Origin of the sequence: Nocardia sp. CA-129566 (assembly GCF_050956075.1) — a bacterium.
Lineage (GTDB): Bacteria > Actinomycetota > Actinomycetes > Mycobacteriales > Mycobacteriaceae > Nocardia.
In genome coordinates this window covers 1,262,613-1,279,584 of the sequence record NZ_CP192085.1, presented here as the reverse complement: position 1 = coordinate 1,279,584, position 16,972 = coordinate 1,262,613, and the positions used below count along the sequence as shown (strand labels likewise).

The window sequence follows — 16,972 nt, the reverse complement described above, 5'->3', positions numbered from 1 at the left end:
GATGTGAGGTTTCTGTCACTCGATAGAAATCCGGGCAACGCAGAAGTTACCGGCGTTCCCGGAAGCGATACACAGGGGACACCGAAACCGCGATCGCGAACGCAAAACTGTCATGCGATAGGTATTGGCCGCTCGCGAAGGAACCCCCATGGCCACCACAGTCGATTCAGTCGCCCCCGAACTCCCATCCCCCGATATCAGCCGGGACAATGCCGACCTCGCAGGCTTCGGCTATCAACCGGTACTGCACCGCAAACTGGGCCGCTACGCCTCGTTCGCGGCCGGATTCTCCTTCGTCTCCATCCTCACCACCATCTTCCAGTTCTTCGGCTTCGGCTATTCGTTCGGTGGTGCGGCCTTCTTCTGGACCTGGCCGATCGTGTTCGCCGGACAGTTCCTCGTCGCACTGAACTTCGCCGAACTGGCCGCGCGCTACCCGATCTCGGGGTCTATCTACCAGTGGTCGCGGCGGCTCGGCGGGGAGGTCGTCGGCTGGTTCGCCGGGTGGATGATGGTCATCGCGCAGATCGTCACGGCCGCGGCGGCGGCGATCGCACTGCAGGTGGTGCTGCCCTCGATCTGGAGTGGATTCCAGATCGTCGGCGATGATTCCGCGCTCACCTCGACCTCCGGCGCGACCAATGCGGTGCTGCTCGGCAGCATTCTGCTGGTGATCACCACGCTGATCAATGTGATCGGCATCGATCTGATGGCCCGGATCAATTCGATCGGGGTCACCGTGGAGATCGTCGGCGTGCTGGCGATCATCGCGCTGTTCTTCACCCACACCGAACGCGGGGCGGGCGTGGTGCTGCACACCGATCAGGCCGCACCGGGGCCGTATTGGGCGGCATTTCTCGTCTCCGGTCTGATGGCCGCCTATGTGATGGTCGGATTCGATTCCGCCGGTGAGCTTTCCGAGGAAACCAAGAATCCGCGCCAGGTCGCTCCGCGCACCATCCTGACCGCGCTCGCGGTCTCCGCGCTCGGCGGCGGACTGTTGCTGCTCGGGGCACTGATGGCCGCGCCGAGCCTGGACGACGGTGCGCTGTCCACCGAGGGGCTGGCCTATGTGCTGACCTCGAAGCTCGACAGCCCCGCGGGCAAGGTCCTGCTCGGCTGCGTCGCGGTGGCGATCACGGTGTGCACCTTGGCAATTCAGACCGCGGGCTCGCGCCTGATGTTCTCGATGGCGCGTGATGGCAAGTTGCCCTTCGCCCGTCGCCTGGCCGCGGTGCATCCCCGTTTCGGCACTCCGGTGCTGCCCTCGGTGGTCATCGGTGTGCTCGGCATCGGCCTGCTCGTGCTCAACCTCGGCAATGCCGCCATCTTCGCCACCCTGGCCAGCGTGTGCATCGTGACGCTCTATCTCGCATATCTGCTGGTCACGGTGCCGCTGCTGGTCCGGCGGATCCGGGGCTGGGACAGCGATTCCGCACTGTTCAGCCTGGGCCGCTTCGGCATTGCGGTCAACGCACTCGCGGTGGTCTGGGGCATCGCGATGGCGGTGAACCTGGCCTGGCCGCGGGCCGAGGTCTACACACCCAACGGCGGTGGCTGGTGGATGCTCTGGGCCGCACCACTTTTCGTGCTCGTGGTGATGGCCGTCGGTGTTGTCGTGCACCGCATGGTCAATGCGAGGCCGAACACCGAAAGCCTCGAACCAGCAGCTCAACCGGCCTGACCGAGCGGTGCGCGCCGGTGGGCCGAATACCCGCCGCCGCGCACCCTCGCGACCGCGTGAAACAACTCCCGCACCGCACCCGGCCGCTCGAGGCACGCGCGCACCACGCCAGACCGGCGGCGACCACGGAATACACGCTCCGCCATCGACAACCGACCTACGCCAGCCCATCCGCCCACTGCTCCGTGCGAGCACAGCCGCTGCACCGAGCGACGGTTCGGTCGCCCGAAGTAGCGCACTGAAAGACATCCCAGGAGCTTGAATGTCAAGCAGCAGTGGTTTTCTCGACATGGTGGGGCCATGCCGTGGCCTCGTTGTAGAGGGTTCCGGTTTTGAGGCAGCCGTGCAGGATGCCCACGAGCCGGTTGGCGAGTTGACGCAGGGCGGCGTTGTGGCCGACACCGCGGGCTCGCTGGCGGTCGTAGTAGGCGCGGGCCCCCGGGGACCACAGCATCGCGGTGAACGCTTGTGTGGTGAGGGCGTCGATGAGCCGGTCGTTGTGCACGAACCGGGCCAGGGCGACTTTCTTCTTGCCGGACGCGCGGGTGATCGGGGAGGTGCCCGCGTAGTTCTTGCGGGCTTTGGCGCTGGCGTAGCGGTTGGGGTCGTCGCCGAACTCTGCGAGCACCCGGGCACCGAGGACCGGTCCCAGACCTGGCTGGGACAAGATGATCTCAGCGGCCGGGTGCTTCCCAAAATGGGCCTCGACCTGCCCTTGCAAGACCTTGATCTGAGTGTTGAGGACGGTCAGAACCGCCAGCAGCGCCTGCACCGACGCGGCGTAGGCCTCGGACACGACCTCGGGCTGGCCGAGCTGGGCGCAGCGCAGTGCGGTCTGGATGGCTGCGGCTTTGTCCGCGATGTCGCGGCGGCGCGCCCGTTTCAACGCGGCGCTGATCTGGGTGATCGTCAGCCGGGCCGCCTGAGCCGGGGTAGGAGCCTTGGCGAGCAGTTCCAGGGTGTCAGCGGCGTCCAAGTCGTCGAAAGCGACCAGCGCGGCGGGGAAGTAGTCACGCAGTGCGTGCCGCAACCGCTGGGTGTGGCGAGTGCGTTCCCAGATCATCGTCTTGTGGGTACGGGCCACGACCTTCACGGCCTCGACACGTGCGGAATCCCCAGCGACAGGCCTCAATTCATGCGAGTGGGTGCGGACCATATCCGCCAGCACGTGAGCGTCGCCGGCGTCGCTCTTGGCGCCGGAGACCCCCAACCGGTCACGGAAGCGGGCCGCCTGCAACGGGTTCACCGCCAGCACCGTGTATCCGGCAGCAACCAGCGCCCCAACCCAGGGACCTCGGTCGGTTTCGATCCCGACCAGTACCTCGGCCTCGCCGGCGTCGTCGCCGACCAAGTCCCCAACGATCGCATGCAACCGCGCCATCTCGGTCACGCCCTCGGACAGGCGTGCCTTGGCCAGCCGCCGACCGGAACCGTCCATAACCTCCACATCGTGATGATCCTCGGCCCAGTCGTCCCCAACGAACAGTCTCAACAATCCTCCCGTTCTCGATGCCGATCACCGTCGAGCAGCCAGCGAGAGAACCGTCAGCGACCTAATCAAGCAGTGCTCACATCACCACGAACGGGCACGACATCCCAGCAGCGATCAACTCTCCCGGCCTACCGGCAGGGGCACGGTCTTTCAGCAGGACTCAACGTCCAGGACCACAGAGTGCTCACCCACCGGTCGGCTACCACCAAGGAGTTTGCCGGATGGCTCACTCCCAGAACTGATTAGGATCAACGATGACCAGCACAGCCTCGACCACTGGAGCGCGGGCCCATGCCCGGGCGCAAGCGGCCGTCGCGGAGATCGCGGGGCCGGAGCTGCCCGATGATGTCGCGGCGGCGAAGATCACCTTCGCGCAGCGGATTCCGGGCGGTGGGTGCGCGAATGTCGTGCTCGGTCGCGGGACCAGGATTCGGATACGCGATGTGGCCGGTGCCGCGTGCGCACACCTGCTGCTGCTGCGCGCCGACGCACGGTGGGAGCGGCTCAATGTCGCCGACACCGTGAAGGTTCCATGGCAGGCCTATCTCGGCACCGGACATCCGCTGCTCTCGGATCAGGGCCGGGTGCTGGCCACCATCGTCGCCGATACCTCCGGCCACCACGACACGCTGTGCGGACCGACGCCGCAGGCGCGCGGGCTGCTGCGGCTGGCGGGAGCCAAACAGGGCCTCGAGCCGCGGGATATCGCGCCGACCGTGGCCTTCTTCCGCGGCGTACGCGTCGAATCCGATGGCGCGCTGACCGCGACCGGCAGTGCCGCGCCGGGCGCCTCGGTCGACCTGCTCGTCCACCTGCCGGTGGTCCTGCTCATCGCGAACACCGCGCATCCGCTCGATGACCGGCCCGCGACCGACCTCGATCTCCTCACCTGGTCCGCGCCGGAAGAGCTGGCCGAACACCATAATTCCGACCCGGAGTATCTGCGGGCGGTCGAGAACACCGAACAGGCCTGGACGGCCGCGACTCTGGAGGTAGGGGCATGACCTCGGCACCGACCCGCACCATCGTGCTCGACGAAACCGTGCCAGCACGCGCGCCATGGTCGACTGTGGTTCGCGCGGGTGATCAGCTCGAAATCATCGACCTGCACGGCAATCAGGCCGTCGACTGTCTGCTGTACTCGGCCGCCGACCACACCGACCGCTACAGCGCGCAGGCCACCATCACCGCGCAGCGCAATATCTTCCTCGGCAGCGGCAGTGTGCTGCGCACCGATGCGGGCACCGCGCTGATGACCGTCGTCGCCGATGAAGTCGGCAATCACGACACCATCGCGGGCGCCTGCTCCCAGGAGTCGAATACGCTGCGCTACGGCCACCACACCCGCCACCAGCACGCCTGCGTGGAGAACTTCCTGTCCGAGGCGCTGAAATGGGGTCTCGGCAAACGGGATCTGGTCTCGAATATCAACTGGTTCATGAATGTTCCGGTCGAGGCCGACGGCACCCTGGGCATTGTCGACGGACTGTCCGCTCCCGGAAAGAAGGTCACCCTCCGCGCGGAGATCGACACCCTGGTGCTGGTGTCGAACTGCCCGCAGATCAACAACCCCTGCAATGGCTTCGATCCCACGCCGGTGCGCATGGTGGTGACCCGATGACCGTGACCAACTTGTCGGCGACGGGTGCGGCGAATACGGTCGGGCCGTCGGATCTGCATACCGACCAGCGATTTCATCCGGTCAGCGAACAGTTCAGGACGCACATCGGTGTCGACGCGTCCGAAACCATGTCCGCCGCGACCGGCGACGCCACGGCACAGATCGAGGTCTTGCGGGCGGGAATGCTGACCACCGTGCAGGATTGGCCGGGACGTATCGGGTACTGGCATATCGGGGTACCCCCGTCGGGGCCGATGGACGACCTGTCGTTTCGACTCGGCAATCGAGTGCTCGGCAATGCCGAGGGTGCGGCGGGACTGGAATGCACCCTCGGCGGCCCCGCGCTGAAATTCTCCGCACCGACCTGGGTGTGCGTCACCGGCGCGCCGACCGATGTCACCGTGAACGGGACCGCCGTGCGGCAGTGGCGGACCGTGCTGGTTCCGGCGGGCGGGGTGCTAGATATCGGCGCGGTGCGCGGTCCGGGCATGCGCTGCTATGTATTGCTCGCGGGCGGCCTCGAACTTCCCGAATATCTCGGCAGCACAGCCACTTTCACGCTCGGCAAATTCGGCGGCAGCAAGGGCGAGGCCTTGCGGGCGGGTGACACGCTGGAGCTGGGCCCGCACGTCGGTCGGATCGCGAAGGCGGTGCCGATGGAGCAGCAGCCGGTGCTGTCGCGGCGCTGGGAACTGGCGGTTACCGAGGGGCCGCACGGCGCACCGGAGTTCTTCACACGCAAGGACTTCGACACCATTGTCGGCACCGACTACGAAGTGCACTTCAATTCCGATCGCACCGGTGTGCGGCTGATCGGCCCGAAACCCGAGTGGGCCAGGACCGATGGCGGCGAGGCTGGCCTGCATCCGTCGAATATCCATGACACCCCGTATTCGGTTGGAGCACTGGACTTCACCGGTGATACCCCGATCCTGCTCGGCCCCGACGGCCCTAGCCTCGGCGGTTTCGTCTGCCCGGTGACCGTCGTCGCCGCCGACCGGTGGAAGCTCGGCCAACTCTGCCCCGGCGATACCGTGCGCTTCGTTGCGATCCGTGCCGAGCACGCCGCCTCGATACGGGAACTCGGTCCGGCTCGGCGCGCGGCCTGGCCCGCCGTGCTGTCCCCCGGTGGCAACGGCGATGACGGCGTATTGCGCCGCGCCGATGCCGACGACGAGATCGGCGTGACCTACCGCCGCCAAGGCGATGACGGCGTACTCGTCGAATACGGCACCATGACACTGGATCTCGGCCTGCGCGCCCGGGTGCACGCCCTACACCAACATCTGCTCGCGCTCGACCTACGCGGGGTGACCGAACTGACGCCGGGGGTGCGCTCCCTCCAGATCCGGGTGGATCCGGCGATTCTGCCGGTGCGCGCGCTGCTGGACCTACTGGCCGAGGCCGAAGCGCACATCCCCGCCGCCGATCAACTCGTGGTACCGAGTCGCACCGTTCATCTGCCGCTGTCCTGGGACGACCCGTCGACGCGCGAGGCCATCACCCGCTATATGCACGGCGTGCGCGCCGATGCCCCCTGGTGTCCGTGGAATATCGAATTCATCCGGCGAATGAACGGATCGGCCTCGGTGCGGGAGGTGTACGACACCGTTTTCGGCGCCGAATACCTGGTGCTCGGCCTCGGCGACGTCTACCTCGGCGCGCCGGTCGCGACGCCGACCGATCCGCGCCACCGCCTGGTCACCACGAAATACAATCCGGCCCGCACCTGGACTCCCGAGAACGCCGTCGGCATCGGCGGGGCCTACCTGTGCATCTACGGTATGGAGGGTCCGGGCGGCTACCAGTTCGTCGGCCGCACCACCCAGGTATGGAACCACCACCACTGCGACAACGACGAATCCCCCTGGCTCCTCCGCTATTTCGACCGGATCCGCTGGTACCCCGTCGAAGCCGACGAACTTCTCGACCTGCGCGCCGATTTCGCGGCGGGAAAGGTCGAGGTGCGGGCCGAGGACGGGGAGTTCGCCCTCGCCGACTACCGGAAGTTCCTGTCCGACAACGCCGAATCCATCGATGAGTTCCGCGTGCGGCAGGCCGATGCGTTCGCCGCCGAACGCGACTCCTGGCGGCAGGCGGGCGAACTCCCGGCCTGACCGGTATTACCAGCCGAAAAGCTCGGCCATATCGATGGACTCGTCATCCCAGGCTTGCTCGATATGGCGGCGCTCGGCCTCCGGCAGCTCCGGTGACCAGCCGCAGCGCCGCCAGAAGTCCTCTCGATGTTCCGGAGTAATCCTTCTCGGCTCGCTCATGGCGCTCACCCCTGCGTTGCCGCGGTCCCGCTGCCTTTTGATTGTGGGCCTGTTCCGGCCGCGACATGCCGGAACAGGCCCATGTTTTCAGCGCAGATCGCGGAAGAACTCGCGGATATCGTTGGTCAGTATTACTGGTTCCTCCAATGCCGCGAAGTGTCCGCCGTGATCCACATCGATCCAGCGGGTGATGGTGTTCTCGGGCTCGCTATAGCGTCGAATGCAGACATCGTGGGCGAACAGGATGGCCGCGGTCGGCACGCCGGAGTTCGGCCGCGGCGTACCCCAGGAGCCGCCATTCGCGTACCCGACATAGGCGGCCGAGCCCGCGGTGCCATTGAGCCAGTACAACATGACATTCGTCAGCAGCCGGTCCCGGTCGATGATCTTGTCCGGGTCCACATTTCGCGGATGCGTCCACTCCCGGAACTTGTCCATGATCCAGGCCAGTTGGCCGACCGGGGAATCGGTCAGGCCGTAGGCCAAGGTCTGCGGACGGGTCGACTGGATGGCGATATAGCCGAATTCCTCCTGCATGAACGCCGCGATTCGGCGAATGCGGTCGCGTTCCAGATCGGTCAGGCTGGCCAGTTCGTCCTCGGAGAGCTGCTGCGTCGGAATCGGTCCCGGCCCGCCGCTGGTGTGCACGCCGACAACGTTTTTCGGCGCCACCCGGCCGACCTGCGGACTCACCGACCCACCGAGATCGCCGCCCTGTGTGCCGTAGCGCTCGTAGCCGAGTCGGCGCATGAGCTCGGCCCATGCCTCGCCGATCCGCGCGATGGACCAACCCGCCTCGGAAACGGGTCCGGAGAAACCGAAGCCGGGCAGCGATGGAATGACCAGGTGGAAGGCGTCGGCCGGATCGCCGCCGTGGGCGCGCGGGTCGGTGAGCGGTCCGATCATGTCGAGGAATTCGACGATCGAACCGGGCCAACCGTGCGTCATCAGCAGCGGGAGCGCATCGGGCTCGGGCGAGCGGACGTGCAGGAAGTGGATGCGCTGTCCGTCGATCTCCGTTGTGAATTGCGGATAGCTGTTGAGCTGGGCCTCGGCGGCGCGCCAGTCGTATTCGGTGCGCCAGTAATCGACCAGTTCGCGCAGCCAGGTGGTCGGCACGCCGGTATCCCAGCCGTCGCCGGGCAGCGGTGCGGGCCACCGCGCGTTGTCGAGACGATTGCGCAGGTCATCGAGCTGCTGCTGCGGGATTTCGATGCGGAACGGAGTGATCTCTGTGCTCATGAGAACCACATTATGAGCCACCTAGGACAGCTTCGGCCCTAGGTCTGCGGCAGACTTCAGCCATGTTGGAAACCTCCGCGCGCCTGCTGCGATTGCTATCGCTATTGCAGACGCCCCGCGATTGGACCGGCACCGAACTCGCCGAACGACTCGAGGTCGATGTGCGCACGGTGCGCCGGGATATCGACAAGTTGCGTAACCTCGGCTACCCGGTGGACGCCACCGCCGGTGTCGCGGGCTATCGCCTCGGCGCTGGTGCGAAGCTGCCGCCGCTGCTGCTGGACGACGATGAGGCGGTGGCCGTGGCCGTCGGACTGCGCACCGCGGCGGGCGGCACCATCGCGGGCATCGAGGACAGCTCATTGCGCGCGCTCACCAAGCTGGAGCAGGTGCTGCCGTCACGGCTGCGCCACCGGATCAGCCTGCTCCAATCCGTCACCGTCACTGTGCCGTCCGCCGGACCCACTGTCGACCCCGATGTGCTGACCGCCGTCGCCGGCGCCATCCGCGACAGCCACCGCCTGCGCTTCGACTACCGAACCCACAGCGGCAGCACATCATTGCGCACCGCCGAACCGCACCGCCTGGTCCACAGCGGCCGCCGCTGGTACCTCGTCGGCTGGGATATCGACCGCGCGGACTGGCGCACCTATCGCGTCGACCGCCTGCACCCCCGCATCCCCACCGGCCCCCGGTTCACACCGCGCGAACCGCCGGAAGCCGATCTGGCCCACTACATCACCAACGGCACAACGACTTCCCCTTACCGCTACACCGCCCGCGTCACCCTGCTGGTACCCGCCCAGGTCGCGGCCGAGCGCATCGCACCGACCGTCGGCGTCATCGAGGCGATCGACGACCGATCCTGCCTACTCCGTACCGGTGCCAACTCCCTGGACGAACTCGCCATCTACCTGGCGACTTTCGGATTCGCCTGCCGAATCCACGAACCCCCGGAACTCATCACCCATATCCGTGAGCTCACCAACCGCCTCACCGAAGCCATCGCCTAGGGGGCGGATCGAAACGGCCGCGACGGCCTCGATCTCGACAAGCGCCCGGGGCACGGCGACCTTGGCGACAGTAACCGGCGGGCGGATTCGGCCCGCCCGCGCACCTCACCGAATGCCGCGATCCGAGTCCTGGCGGACGGCCCGTCCCCGAGATACCGACGCCCCGGACCATCTCCTCAGACGAGGATGACCGTTTTTCCCTGGGCGTGGCCCTGGGCAACGTGCGCTACCGCAATGGCGGCGTCGGACAGCGGATGGCGGCCTTCGATCAATGGCTTCAATTCACCGCGCTCGGCGAGGTCCGACAGGAAGGCCAGGTCGGCGCTGCGGGGACGCATGAGCAGTGGACGTAACGTCTGGGTGGCAAAGATATTGGCGAGCAATACTTTTGCGATCCAGGTGATCGGGCCGAGCCAGTTGCCGCCGGGCGCGCCCGCCGAGGAGACGAAGACACCCTTGGGGGTGAGGACGCGTCGGCAGTCGGCCAGCGAACGGTTGCCGATCAGATCCAGGATGACGTCGTAGCGGTGCTGTTGGCGGGCGAAATCCTCAGTGGTGTAGTCGATCACCCGGTCGGCGCCGAGGGTGCGGACGATCTCCCGGTGGCGGGTACTGCAGACCGCGGCCACTTCCGCGCCGAGGGCCTTGGCGATCTGAACGGCGAAGGTGCCGACGCCGCCGGAGGCACCGTTGACCAGCACGGACTGACCGGCCCGCAACTGTCCGACCGCGCGCAATCCCTGCAGTGCGGTCATACCCCCATCCGGTAGGGCGGCGGCATCGTCGAAGGTGAACCCGGCCGGTTTGGGCGCGAGAGTATCCACCGGGACGCGAACGTATTCGGCGAATGCGCCGGATACCACCGCGCCGTAGACCTCGTCACCGATGTGAAAGGTCCGCACATCGGGTCCCAGCGCGACCACTTCGCCCGCCAGATCATGTCCGATGACCCGGTACTTGGGGCGACGAATACCGAAGCCCAGCAGGCGAATCAGATAAGGCTTCCCGGTGAGCAGGTGGACATCGCCTTGGCACACCGCCGCGGCACGCACCCGGACCAGCACCTCGCCGGAGCCGGGTTCCGGACGATCCACCACCTCCGCCCGGAGCACCTCGCTGGAACCGTACTTCGGGGCCACGATCGCGTTCATCGTCGCCACCCCGCCGTTCGACCGGACCGCCCGCGCTTGCGACATAAGACTTCCTCACCTGCGATTTCCGCCGTACTTACAGTGTAAGTGCGATACCGAGGACGGTACGCTTACGGCGTAAGTACGTCAAGGAGGGACCGATGGCCGACAAGCCCGCCAGCGCGACCCGCACGCCACTGAACCGGGATCGCGTGCTGCGCACCGCCGTCCAGTTCGCCGACGAGCACGGGCTCACCGCGCTGTCCATGCGCAAGCTCGCGCAGGTGTTGGGTGTCGAGGCGATGTCGCTCTACAACCACGTCAGGAATAAGGACGATCTGCTCGATGGCATCGTCGACCTGGTCGTGGCGGAGATCGAGGCCCCCGCGATCGGCGGCGACTGGAAGTCGGCGCTGCGCAAGCGCGCCACCTCGGCGCACGAAATGCTGCGGCGGCACCCCTGGGCCACCGGCCTCATCGGCTCCCGGATCAATGTCGGTCCGGCCATGCTGCACTACATCGATGCCACAGTCGGCTGTCTACTCGCGGCGGGCTTCACCTATCAGCAGGCCGACCGGGCCTGGAACGCGCTCGACAGCCACATCTACGGATTCACCCTGCAGGAGCAGAATTTTCCGCTGGAGCCCGCCGAATACGCCTCCGCCGCAGCGCAATTCCTGCCGCTCATTCCGGCCGAGGAATACCCGCATATGAACGCGCTCGCCGAGCGCGTCATCGCGGGCACCCACAACGGCGTGGCCGATTTCGATTTCGGCCTCGAACTGATCCTCGACGGTTTGGAACGGCTCAGGAGCGTGTGATCAGACGCCCAGCGCTTCGATGACCAGCTCGGCCGCCGCCGCACCCGAATACTGCTGTTGACCGGTGATCAGGTTGCCGTCGCGCACGGCGTGCGGCTTGAAGCGGCTCGCCACAATGAAATTGGTGTCGTCGAGTTTGTGTGCCTCGTCCTCGATACGGAAGGGCTGGATGGTCCGGCCGACGAACTGGTCGGCGTAGTCCTCCTCGGAATTGGCGAAGCCGGTCCAGGTGCGGCCGTTGACCACCAAATTCCCGTCCGGAAGTGTCGCCTTCAGCAGCACACAGGTCGCGTGGCACACCACCGCGACCACCCGGTTGGCCGCGACCCGTGATGCCACCAGGTCGTGAATGCGCACGTCATCGATGAACGTGTACATCGGCGCCTGCCCGCCCACCAGGAATACCGCGTCGTATTCGTCGGGGTCGACGGTGTCGAGGGCTTGGGTATTCGCGACCAAGGCGGCATGTTTCGGGGAGGACAGGAAGCCGAGGCTGATCAGATCATCGGCGCTGTAGCCGGTTTCGTCGCGCGGGTCGCTCCAGGAGTCGGCGACCAGCGCGCCGCCGTCCGGGCTGGCGATATCGACCTGGTAGCCGTGTTCGATGAATTCCCAGTAGGGATGGGAGAGTTCGGCCCACCAGAATCCGATGGGCCAGCCGGTCTGCCGGGACACCGACGGATTCGAGGCCACGATCAGCACTCGTTTGGGCTTGTCCGGGTTCAGTACATCGACTGATGCGCTCACCGATTACACCTTTCGTCCGGGTCGGGCGGTTCGTCGCCCGCGCGGACCATTGTGCAGTCCGATCGGACCCCCGGCTCGTCAGTTCACTGAGAGCCGAATCCTTTGCCGGGAAACGCATTTCGGTGATCTAGTCGGATTCATGCATGGTCGCCTGCGGACTGACCCGGTCGCGAATGGTGCGCAGTCCGGCGACGAAGGCGTCGAGTTGGTCCGGGGTCAGCAGACCGGTGAACCAGCGCTCGATGACCTCGAGATATTCGGGCAGTACGCGCGCCAACCGGGTCGCACCGGCCGCGGTGAGTACGGCATAGGAGCTGCGGCGGTCCGCGGGATCGAGTTCGCGGCACACGAATCCATTGCGCTGCAGCCGGTCGACGAGCCGGGTGACACCGCTGGTCGACAGATTCGTCTGGGCGGCGAGATCGGTCATCCGCAGTCGCCGCCCCGGTGAGCGACTCAGTCGCATCAGCGCATTGACATCGAGGCCGGACAGACCGTGCTTCTTCCAGGTCGGTTCCAATTTGCCGACCAGACCGTCGTAGGCCTCGTAGAGCAGGCCCATGATGGTCAGTCGGGGGTCATCGAAGAGGTCTGTCGTGTCCACGGCTCCGAGCGTAGCCGATGATAGTTGCGTTGAGGATAGTTGACATGAGGAATACCTCTGGCTAAGTTGTTGTCAGCGCAATATTCCTCACGGCAACAAAATGGAGATTCAGATGACTGGCACGCTGCGTTGGGTCGCGGGATTCCGTTCCACCCTGGTCGATCCCGCCGAGCGGATCCGTTTCGCGGAGCCGCGCGACTTCGCCGATCACACGGTGCGCCAGGTGCTGCACCTGGTCGGCGGGGGCGAGCAACTGCGGGTGCGCCTGACCAACCGCTACGGTTCGGCGCCGGTGACAATCGGATCGGCGCGCATCGCGGTGCGCAAGTCGGGCGAGGAAATCGTGGCGGAGACCGATACCGAACTGCGCTTCGACGGCAAGGCGGGCACGACCATCCCCGCTGGTGCCGACATCATCAGCGACCCGGTCGATTTCGCGGTCGCGGCGGGCGCCGATCTCGCGCTGAGTCTGCACCTGCCCGAGGCGACCGAGCTGGCCCCCTTCTCGCAGCTGCCGATGGAACCCAGCTACGTGACGACCGGCGACCAGACCTCCGCACTCGCGCTGCCGGACGCCGAACAGACCACCTCACGCTTCTACGTGACCGGTGTCGATGTGCTGACGACGAGCACCGACCCGATCGTCGTCGCATTCGGCGACTCCTGGTTCGAGGGCGTCGGCTCGACCTCGGGCGCGAACCGTCGCTCGGTCGACATCCTCAACGAACGCCTCATCTCCGGCTGGGTGCTCAACCAGGGCATCGGCGGAAACCGCCTGCTCACCGCTCAGGTCGGCGAGCACGGCCTCGCCCGTTTCGACCGCGATGTCCTCGCCGTCCCCGGGGTGACGCACGTGGTGCTGAACTTCGGCATCAACGACCTCATCCTCGACAACCACACCTCCCCCGCAGACGAGCTGATCGCCGGGTTCACCGCCCTCGCCGAACGCGCACGCGCCGCCGGACTGAAGGTGTACGCGAACACCATCGGCCCCTTTGCCGGAGTGATCTATCCGGACCTCAATGTCGAGGAGGGGCTGCGGGTTCGTCCTGCCGTCAACGAATGGCTGCGCACCACAGACGTTTTCGACGGCGTTTTCGATGTGGCGCCCGCCGTGGCAGACCCCCAGAACCCCGACTTCATCCGCCCCGACCTGGATTCCGGCGACGGCCTGCACCTCAATGACGCTGGCGCGCTGATCATGGGCGAAACCATGACACTTCCTGGCCTCACCCGCTGAACCACCACCCCCTGGTACCGGCACGAAATCCTGCAGGTACCAACCTTCCGCCCGTTGCCAGGAAATCACCTACACAGCAAGGCCATTTAACTCCGCGCCGGGCGCCCTCCAGATCATGGCCTGCCCCAGAAACGCGCGCCCACACCTCAGGCGACGGCGAGAAGCCAACGCTCACCCATCTGACAACCCGAGAATGCGCTGGTGCAGGGGTGTTCTCGACGTTTGCCTGGGTGGCGCATGGTGATCGCTCGTCCAGGACGCCCCCTGGGGGCGAGCTGGGGTGGGACGGCGCGCGGGGGCTCGAGGGGGCACCGTCCAAAGCGGGCTAAGGCCTGAGACCGCGCAGGACAATTTCGAGCCCGAGGCGGAATTCTGTTGCGGGGTCGATGTTCTGGGCGTCGGTGGCGGTTTCGGCAAGGAGGGGGTAGGTGTCCGGGGGGAGTTGGGTCATGGTGGTGGTGCCCGGGCCGGAGAGGGGGCCGTAGTGCTCGTTCTGGAGGTAGCCGACGAGGAAGGCCATGAGGGTGCGTTGGGCCAGGACTCGGGCTGGGCCGGTGAAGCCTGCGTCGGTGAGGATCGTGAGCATTGCCTCGATCGAGCGCAGGCTGGCAGGGGAAGACTGGCGGTGGCCCACTACGAGTGGGACGGCTGCGGGGTGGGCGGAGATCGCGGTTCGCATGCGGTCCAGTAGGGCCGCGATGCGGTCGCGCCAATTCGGATCGGTCGGTGGGGTGAGGTCCATGGCGGCGAGGAGGTGGTCGACGACCAGCACCTCCAGTTCGTCGCGGTCGGCGACGTAGCGGTAGAGCCCCATGGTGGCGATGCGGAGTTCCTTCGCGACCGCGCGCATGGTGAGGCCGGACAGGCCGTCGCGATCCAGCACCGCGATGGCGGCGGCCGCGATGGCGGGGCTGGTCAGCGAGCGAGGGCGGGGCACGGGTTGACAGCGTACAAGGTACGCGCATACTTGGTCGTAGGCGTACGTCGTACACCTACGAAGGGAGTTTCCATGTCCTTGCCGACCACGGTGGCCGATCGGGCACTTGTCACCATCGCCGACCGCACGATTCAGATCCCCGATCAGGACTGCCTGATACACCTGCAGTTCCGCCGCTTCGCGGGATGCCCGATCTGCACCCTGCACCTGCGCTCGTTCGCCGTCCGCCACGATGAGATCCTGGCCGCGAACATCCGCGAGGTCGTCGTCTTCCATTCCAGCGCAGCGGAATTGCGCAAATACGAGGGCGACCTCCCCTTCGACCTGATCGCCGACCCGACCCGAATCCTCTACCGCGAGTTCGGCGTCGAATCCGCACCCCGCGCCCTACTCGACCCGCGCGCGTGGCCCACCATCATCCGCAGCGTCGTCATCGCGACCAAAGCAGTACTGCGCAAGGAAAAGCCCGCTCCCCCAGCCGAACCCGAGGGCGGCCGCCTCGGCCTCCCCGGCGATTTCCTCATCGCCCCCGACGGCCGGGTACTCGCAAGCAAACTCGGCAAACACGCCGACGACCAATGGTCGGTAGACGAACTACTCGCCCTCGTACCGGCCACCGAGCCGCGACATTGATCACCGAAGGCCCGAGGCGAGCAAGCACGCCGGTCCTCCCATGGCCGACTGATATCGTCCCCACCTCAGGGCATGAGTGACGCCGGATCCACTGTGAATTCGAAAGGACTGCGCAGGGTGACGGCATCTCCGGCCGCCACCCGATGCGTCGGTTCATAGGTGTCGTCCGCACCCAGGGCGTGGGCGAACAGAACTGGCGATGTTTCGTCGGGGAGTTGACCTTTGAACGGGTTGATCTCGACGCGCCAGTAGTTCGAGATACCCGCCGCGGCGTAGAGAACGGGCTTGACCATGCGGTCCTGCAAGGTCGTTGATTTGGAGACAACTTCGACGACCAGTTTCACCTGTTCGGCGGGGACGCCGCGGCTGTCCCAGTCGATCGGGCCGGTCGCCACCATCAAGTCGGGAATCGGCTCGTCATCGCCGATCAGCACTCCGACACCCTCCAGCACGACGTGACCGGGCGGCAGCACATCGTCGAGAGCGCGCACCAGCCATTTGATCAGCCACTGATGCCGTGGCTTGGGAGCAGCGTTAACGACGAGCTGGCCATTTAGTACCTCGTACCGTAATCCGTCTTCGGGGATGTGATCGAGATCCGCGGCAGTCCAATGGTCGGACCGGGGCACGGGCATTGCCATTGGAACCACCTCCAACCTGCTCTTACTGGAACGAACGCTGTCCGCTGACGCCGTCCGAGTCTAGCCCGGCAGCGCATGTCAGCGTCGTGTCAGCGGGGATGGGCATCGTGCTGGGCATGCCGGGGCATGCGGGGTACAGATCGGGAGACCTCGACGGCGTTGGCGAACAGGAACGGGAAGGGTATGACGATGTCCGATAGCGCGTTGAGCGAATTCGTTGAGGTTACGGCTTCGAAGTTCAGGGTTCCTGGGGTTGCGGTCGGGGTTTGGGTGGATGGGCGGGAGGTTTTCGCGACGCACGGTATGACGAGTGTGGCGAATCCGGTGGCGGTGGATCGGGACACGATGTTCGTGTTGGGGTCGGTGAGTAAGAGCTTTACTGCGACGGCGTTGATGCGGCTGGTTGCGGAGGGGAAGGTCGAGTTGGATGCGCCGGTGCGGCGGTATGTTCCGGAGCTGGTGCTCGCCGATGAGCAGGCGCCTGCGGAGATGACTGTGCTGTGCCCCTCGGCTTTCCTCGCTTCCAACACATGAATCGCTGGCCGCACATACCGCGGCGATATCAGGCATCGCGCTTGTTTCTGTGGCTGTCGCGCTGCTGACGGCGCTGCTGGTTCAGCGCACGCATATCGCGCGAGCGGTATCAGTGCTGCTGACGGCGCTCGCCGCATCCTCGTGTCTGTTGCAAGTCGCGAAGATCTACTTTGCCGCCGTCTGCCACCGGGATCTGGTTTCCAGGACCACGTGCTGGTCACTCCGCATGCCACGCTGGCGTATTTCAATATGCCGCTGGTGCTGACCTGATTCCTGAACCGCGAAAGCCGCTGCCACACAATGGCAACGGCCTTCGCGGTCTGGTCGCTGGGTAGATCGGCCAAGCGGCCGATCCGC

Annotated in this window: 17 protein-coding genes; 9 read left to right on the top strand and 8 right to left on the bottom strand. The window is 66.0% G+C overall.

Going from position 1 to position 16,972, the window contains the following annotated elements; all coding sequences use genetic code 11:
* The first annotated feature begins 148 nt into the window (after nt 1-148).
* Nucleotides 149-1,684 carry an amino acid permease gene (locus ACQP0C_RS05755; protein ID WP_433731236.1) on the top strand — a complete coding sequence of 512 codons (1,536 nt, stop codon included), beginning with the start codon at nt 149-151 and terminating at the stop codon, nt 1,682-1,684.
* Between the two features lie 265 nt (nt 1,685-1,949).
* Here the strand turns inward: ACQP0C_RS05755 and ACQP0C_RS05750 are convergent, their stop codons facing one another.
* On the bottom strand, nt 1,950-3,176 hold the full coding sequence (locus ACQP0C_RS05750; RefSeq protein WP_433731234.1) for an IS110 family transposase: 1,227 nt from the start codon (nt 3,174-3,176) through the stop codon (nt 1,950-1,952).
* Nucleotides 3,177-3,430: 254 nt separating this feature from the next.
* Between ACQP0C_RS05750 and ACQP0C_RS05745 the strand changes: the two genes are divergently transcribed.
* From ACQP0C_RS05745 to ACQP0C_RS05735, 3 genes are all read left to right on the top strand, one after another.
* Complete coding sequence (locus tag ACQP0C_RS05745) at nt 3,431-4,180, top strand: DUF1989 domain-containing protein (RefSeq protein WP_433731232.1); 750 nt, start codon at nt 3,431-3,433, stop codon at nt 4,178-4,180.
* A complete protein-coding gene (locus ACQP0C_RS05740; protein ID WP_433731230.1) occupies nt 4,177-4,797 on the top strand; it encodes an urea amidolyase associated protein UAAP2 in 621 nt (206 codons plus the stop codon). The genes ACQP0C_RS05745 and ACQP0C_RS05740 overlap by 4 nt, the downstream gene beginning before the upstream one ends.
* 128 nt (nt 4,798-4,925) lie before the next feature.
* On the top strand, nt 4,926-6,914 hold the full coding sequence (locus ACQP0C_RS05735) for a 5-oxoprolinase/urea amidolyase family protein (RefSeq protein WP_433734449.1): 1,989 nt from the start codon (nt 4,926-4,928) through the stop codon (nt 6,912-6,914).
* A gap of 6 nt (nt 6,915-6,920) precedes the next feature.
* Here ACQP0C_RS05735 and ACQP0C_RS05730 read toward each other — a convergent pair whose 3' ends face one another.
* Complete coding sequence (locus tag ACQP0C_RS05730; protein ID WP_433731228.1) at nt 6,921-7,073, bottom strand: hypothetical protein; 153 nt, start codon at nt 7,071-7,073, stop codon at nt 6,921-6,923.
* 87 nt (nt 7,074-7,160) lie between these two features.
* Nucleotides 7,161-8,315 carry an epoxide hydrolase family protein gene (locus ACQP0C_RS05725; RefSeq protein WP_433731226.1) on the bottom strand — a complete coding sequence of 385 codons (1,155 nt, stop codon included), beginning with the start codon at nt 8,313-8,315 and terminating at the stop codon, nt 7,161-7,163.
* 62 nt (nt 8,316-8,377) lie between these two features.
* Here ACQP0C_RS05725 and ACQP0C_RS05720 point away from each other — a divergent pair, with 62 nt between their 5' ends.
* Nucleotides 8,378-9,328, top strand: a complete 951-nt coding sequence (locus tag ACQP0C_RS05720) for a helix-turn-helix transcriptional regulator (protein WP_433731224.1) — start codon at nt 8,378-8,380, stop codon at nt 9,326-9,328.
* 176 nt (nt 9,329-9,504) lie between these two features.
* Here ACQP0C_RS05720 and ACQP0C_RS05715 read toward each other — a convergent pair whose 3' ends face one another.
* Complete coding sequence (locus tag ACQP0C_RS05715) at nt 9,505-10,524, bottom strand: NAD(P)-dependent alcohol dehydrogenase (RefSeq protein WP_433731222.1); 1,020 nt, start codon at nt 10,522-10,524, stop codon at nt 9,505-9,507.
* A gap of 95 nt (nt 10,525-10,619) precedes the next feature.
* Here ACQP0C_RS05715 and ACQP0C_RS05710 point away from each other — a divergent pair, with 95 nt between their 5' ends.
* Entirely contained in the window at nt 10,620-11,279 is a 660-nt protein-coding gene (locus tag ACQP0C_RS05710; RefSeq protein WP_433731220.1) for a TetR/AcrR family transcriptional regulator C-terminal domain-containing protein, read from the top strand.
* Here the strand turns inward: ACQP0C_RS05710 and ACQP0C_RS05705 are convergent, their stop codons facing one another.
* The gene (locus ACQP0C_RS05705; protein WP_433731218.1) at nt 11,280-12,026 is read right to left on the bottom strand and encodes a type 1 glutamine amidotransferase domain-containing protein; all 747 of its coding nucleotides are present in this window, start codon (nt 12,024-12,026) and stop codon (nt 11,280-11,282) included. It abuts the gene before it with no gap.
* A 127-nt stretch (nt 12,027-12,153) separates the two neighbouring features.
* On the bottom strand, nt 12,154-12,630 hold the full coding sequence (locus ACQP0C_RS05700; protein WP_433731216.1) for a MarR family winged helix-turn-helix transcriptional regulator: 477 nt from the start codon (nt 12,628-12,630) through the stop codon (nt 12,154-12,156).
* A gap of 112 nt (nt 12,631-12,742) precedes the next feature.
* On the opposite strand from ACQP0C_RS05700, the gene ACQP0C_RS05695 reads away from it, so the two are divergent.
* Nucleotides 12,743-13,870: a GDSL-type esterase/lipase family protein gene (locus tag ACQP0C_RS05695; RefSeq protein WP_433731214.1), complete on the top strand. Its 1,128-nt coding sequence runs from the start codon at nt 12,743-12,745 to the stop codon at nt 13,868-13,870.
* Between the two features lie 325 nt (nt 13,871-14,195).
* Here the strand turns inward: ACQP0C_RS05695 and ACQP0C_RS05690 are convergent, their stop codons facing one another.
* Nucleotides 14,196-14,807 carry a TetR/AcrR family transcriptional regulator gene (locus ACQP0C_RS05690; protein WP_433731212.1) on the bottom strand — a complete coding sequence of 204 codons (612 nt, stop codon included), beginning with the start codon at nt 14,805-14,807 and terminating at the stop codon, nt 14,196-14,198.
* Between the two features lie 72 nt (nt 14,808-14,879).
* Here ACQP0C_RS05690 and ACQP0C_RS05685 point away from each other — a divergent pair, with 72 nt between their 5' ends.
* Complete coding sequence (locus ACQP0C_RS05685; RefSeq protein WP_433731210.1) at nt 14,880-15,440, top strand: peroxiredoxin-like family protein; 561 nt, start codon at nt 14,880-14,882, stop codon at nt 15,438-15,440.
* Between the two features lie 65 nt (nt 15,441-15,505).
* On the opposite strand, the gene ACQP0C_RS05680 is transcribed toward ACQP0C_RS05685, so the two are convergent.
* Nucleotides 15,506-16,081: a Uma2 family endonuclease gene (locus tag ACQP0C_RS05680; protein WP_433731208.1), complete on the bottom strand. Its 576-nt coding sequence runs from the start codon at nt 16,079-16,081 to the stop codon at nt 15,506-15,508.
* 75 nt (nt 16,082-16,156) lie between these two features.
* On the opposite strand from ACQP0C_RS05680, the gene ACQP0C_RS05675 reads away from it, so the two are divergent.
* On the top strand, nt 16,157-16,615 hold the full coding sequence (locus ACQP0C_RS05675) for a serine hydrolase domain-containing protein (RefSeq protein ID WP_433731206.1): 459 nt from the start codon (nt 16,157-16,159) through the stop codon (nt 16,613-16,615).
* The last annotated feature ends 357 nt before the right edge of the window (nt 16,616-16,972 follow it).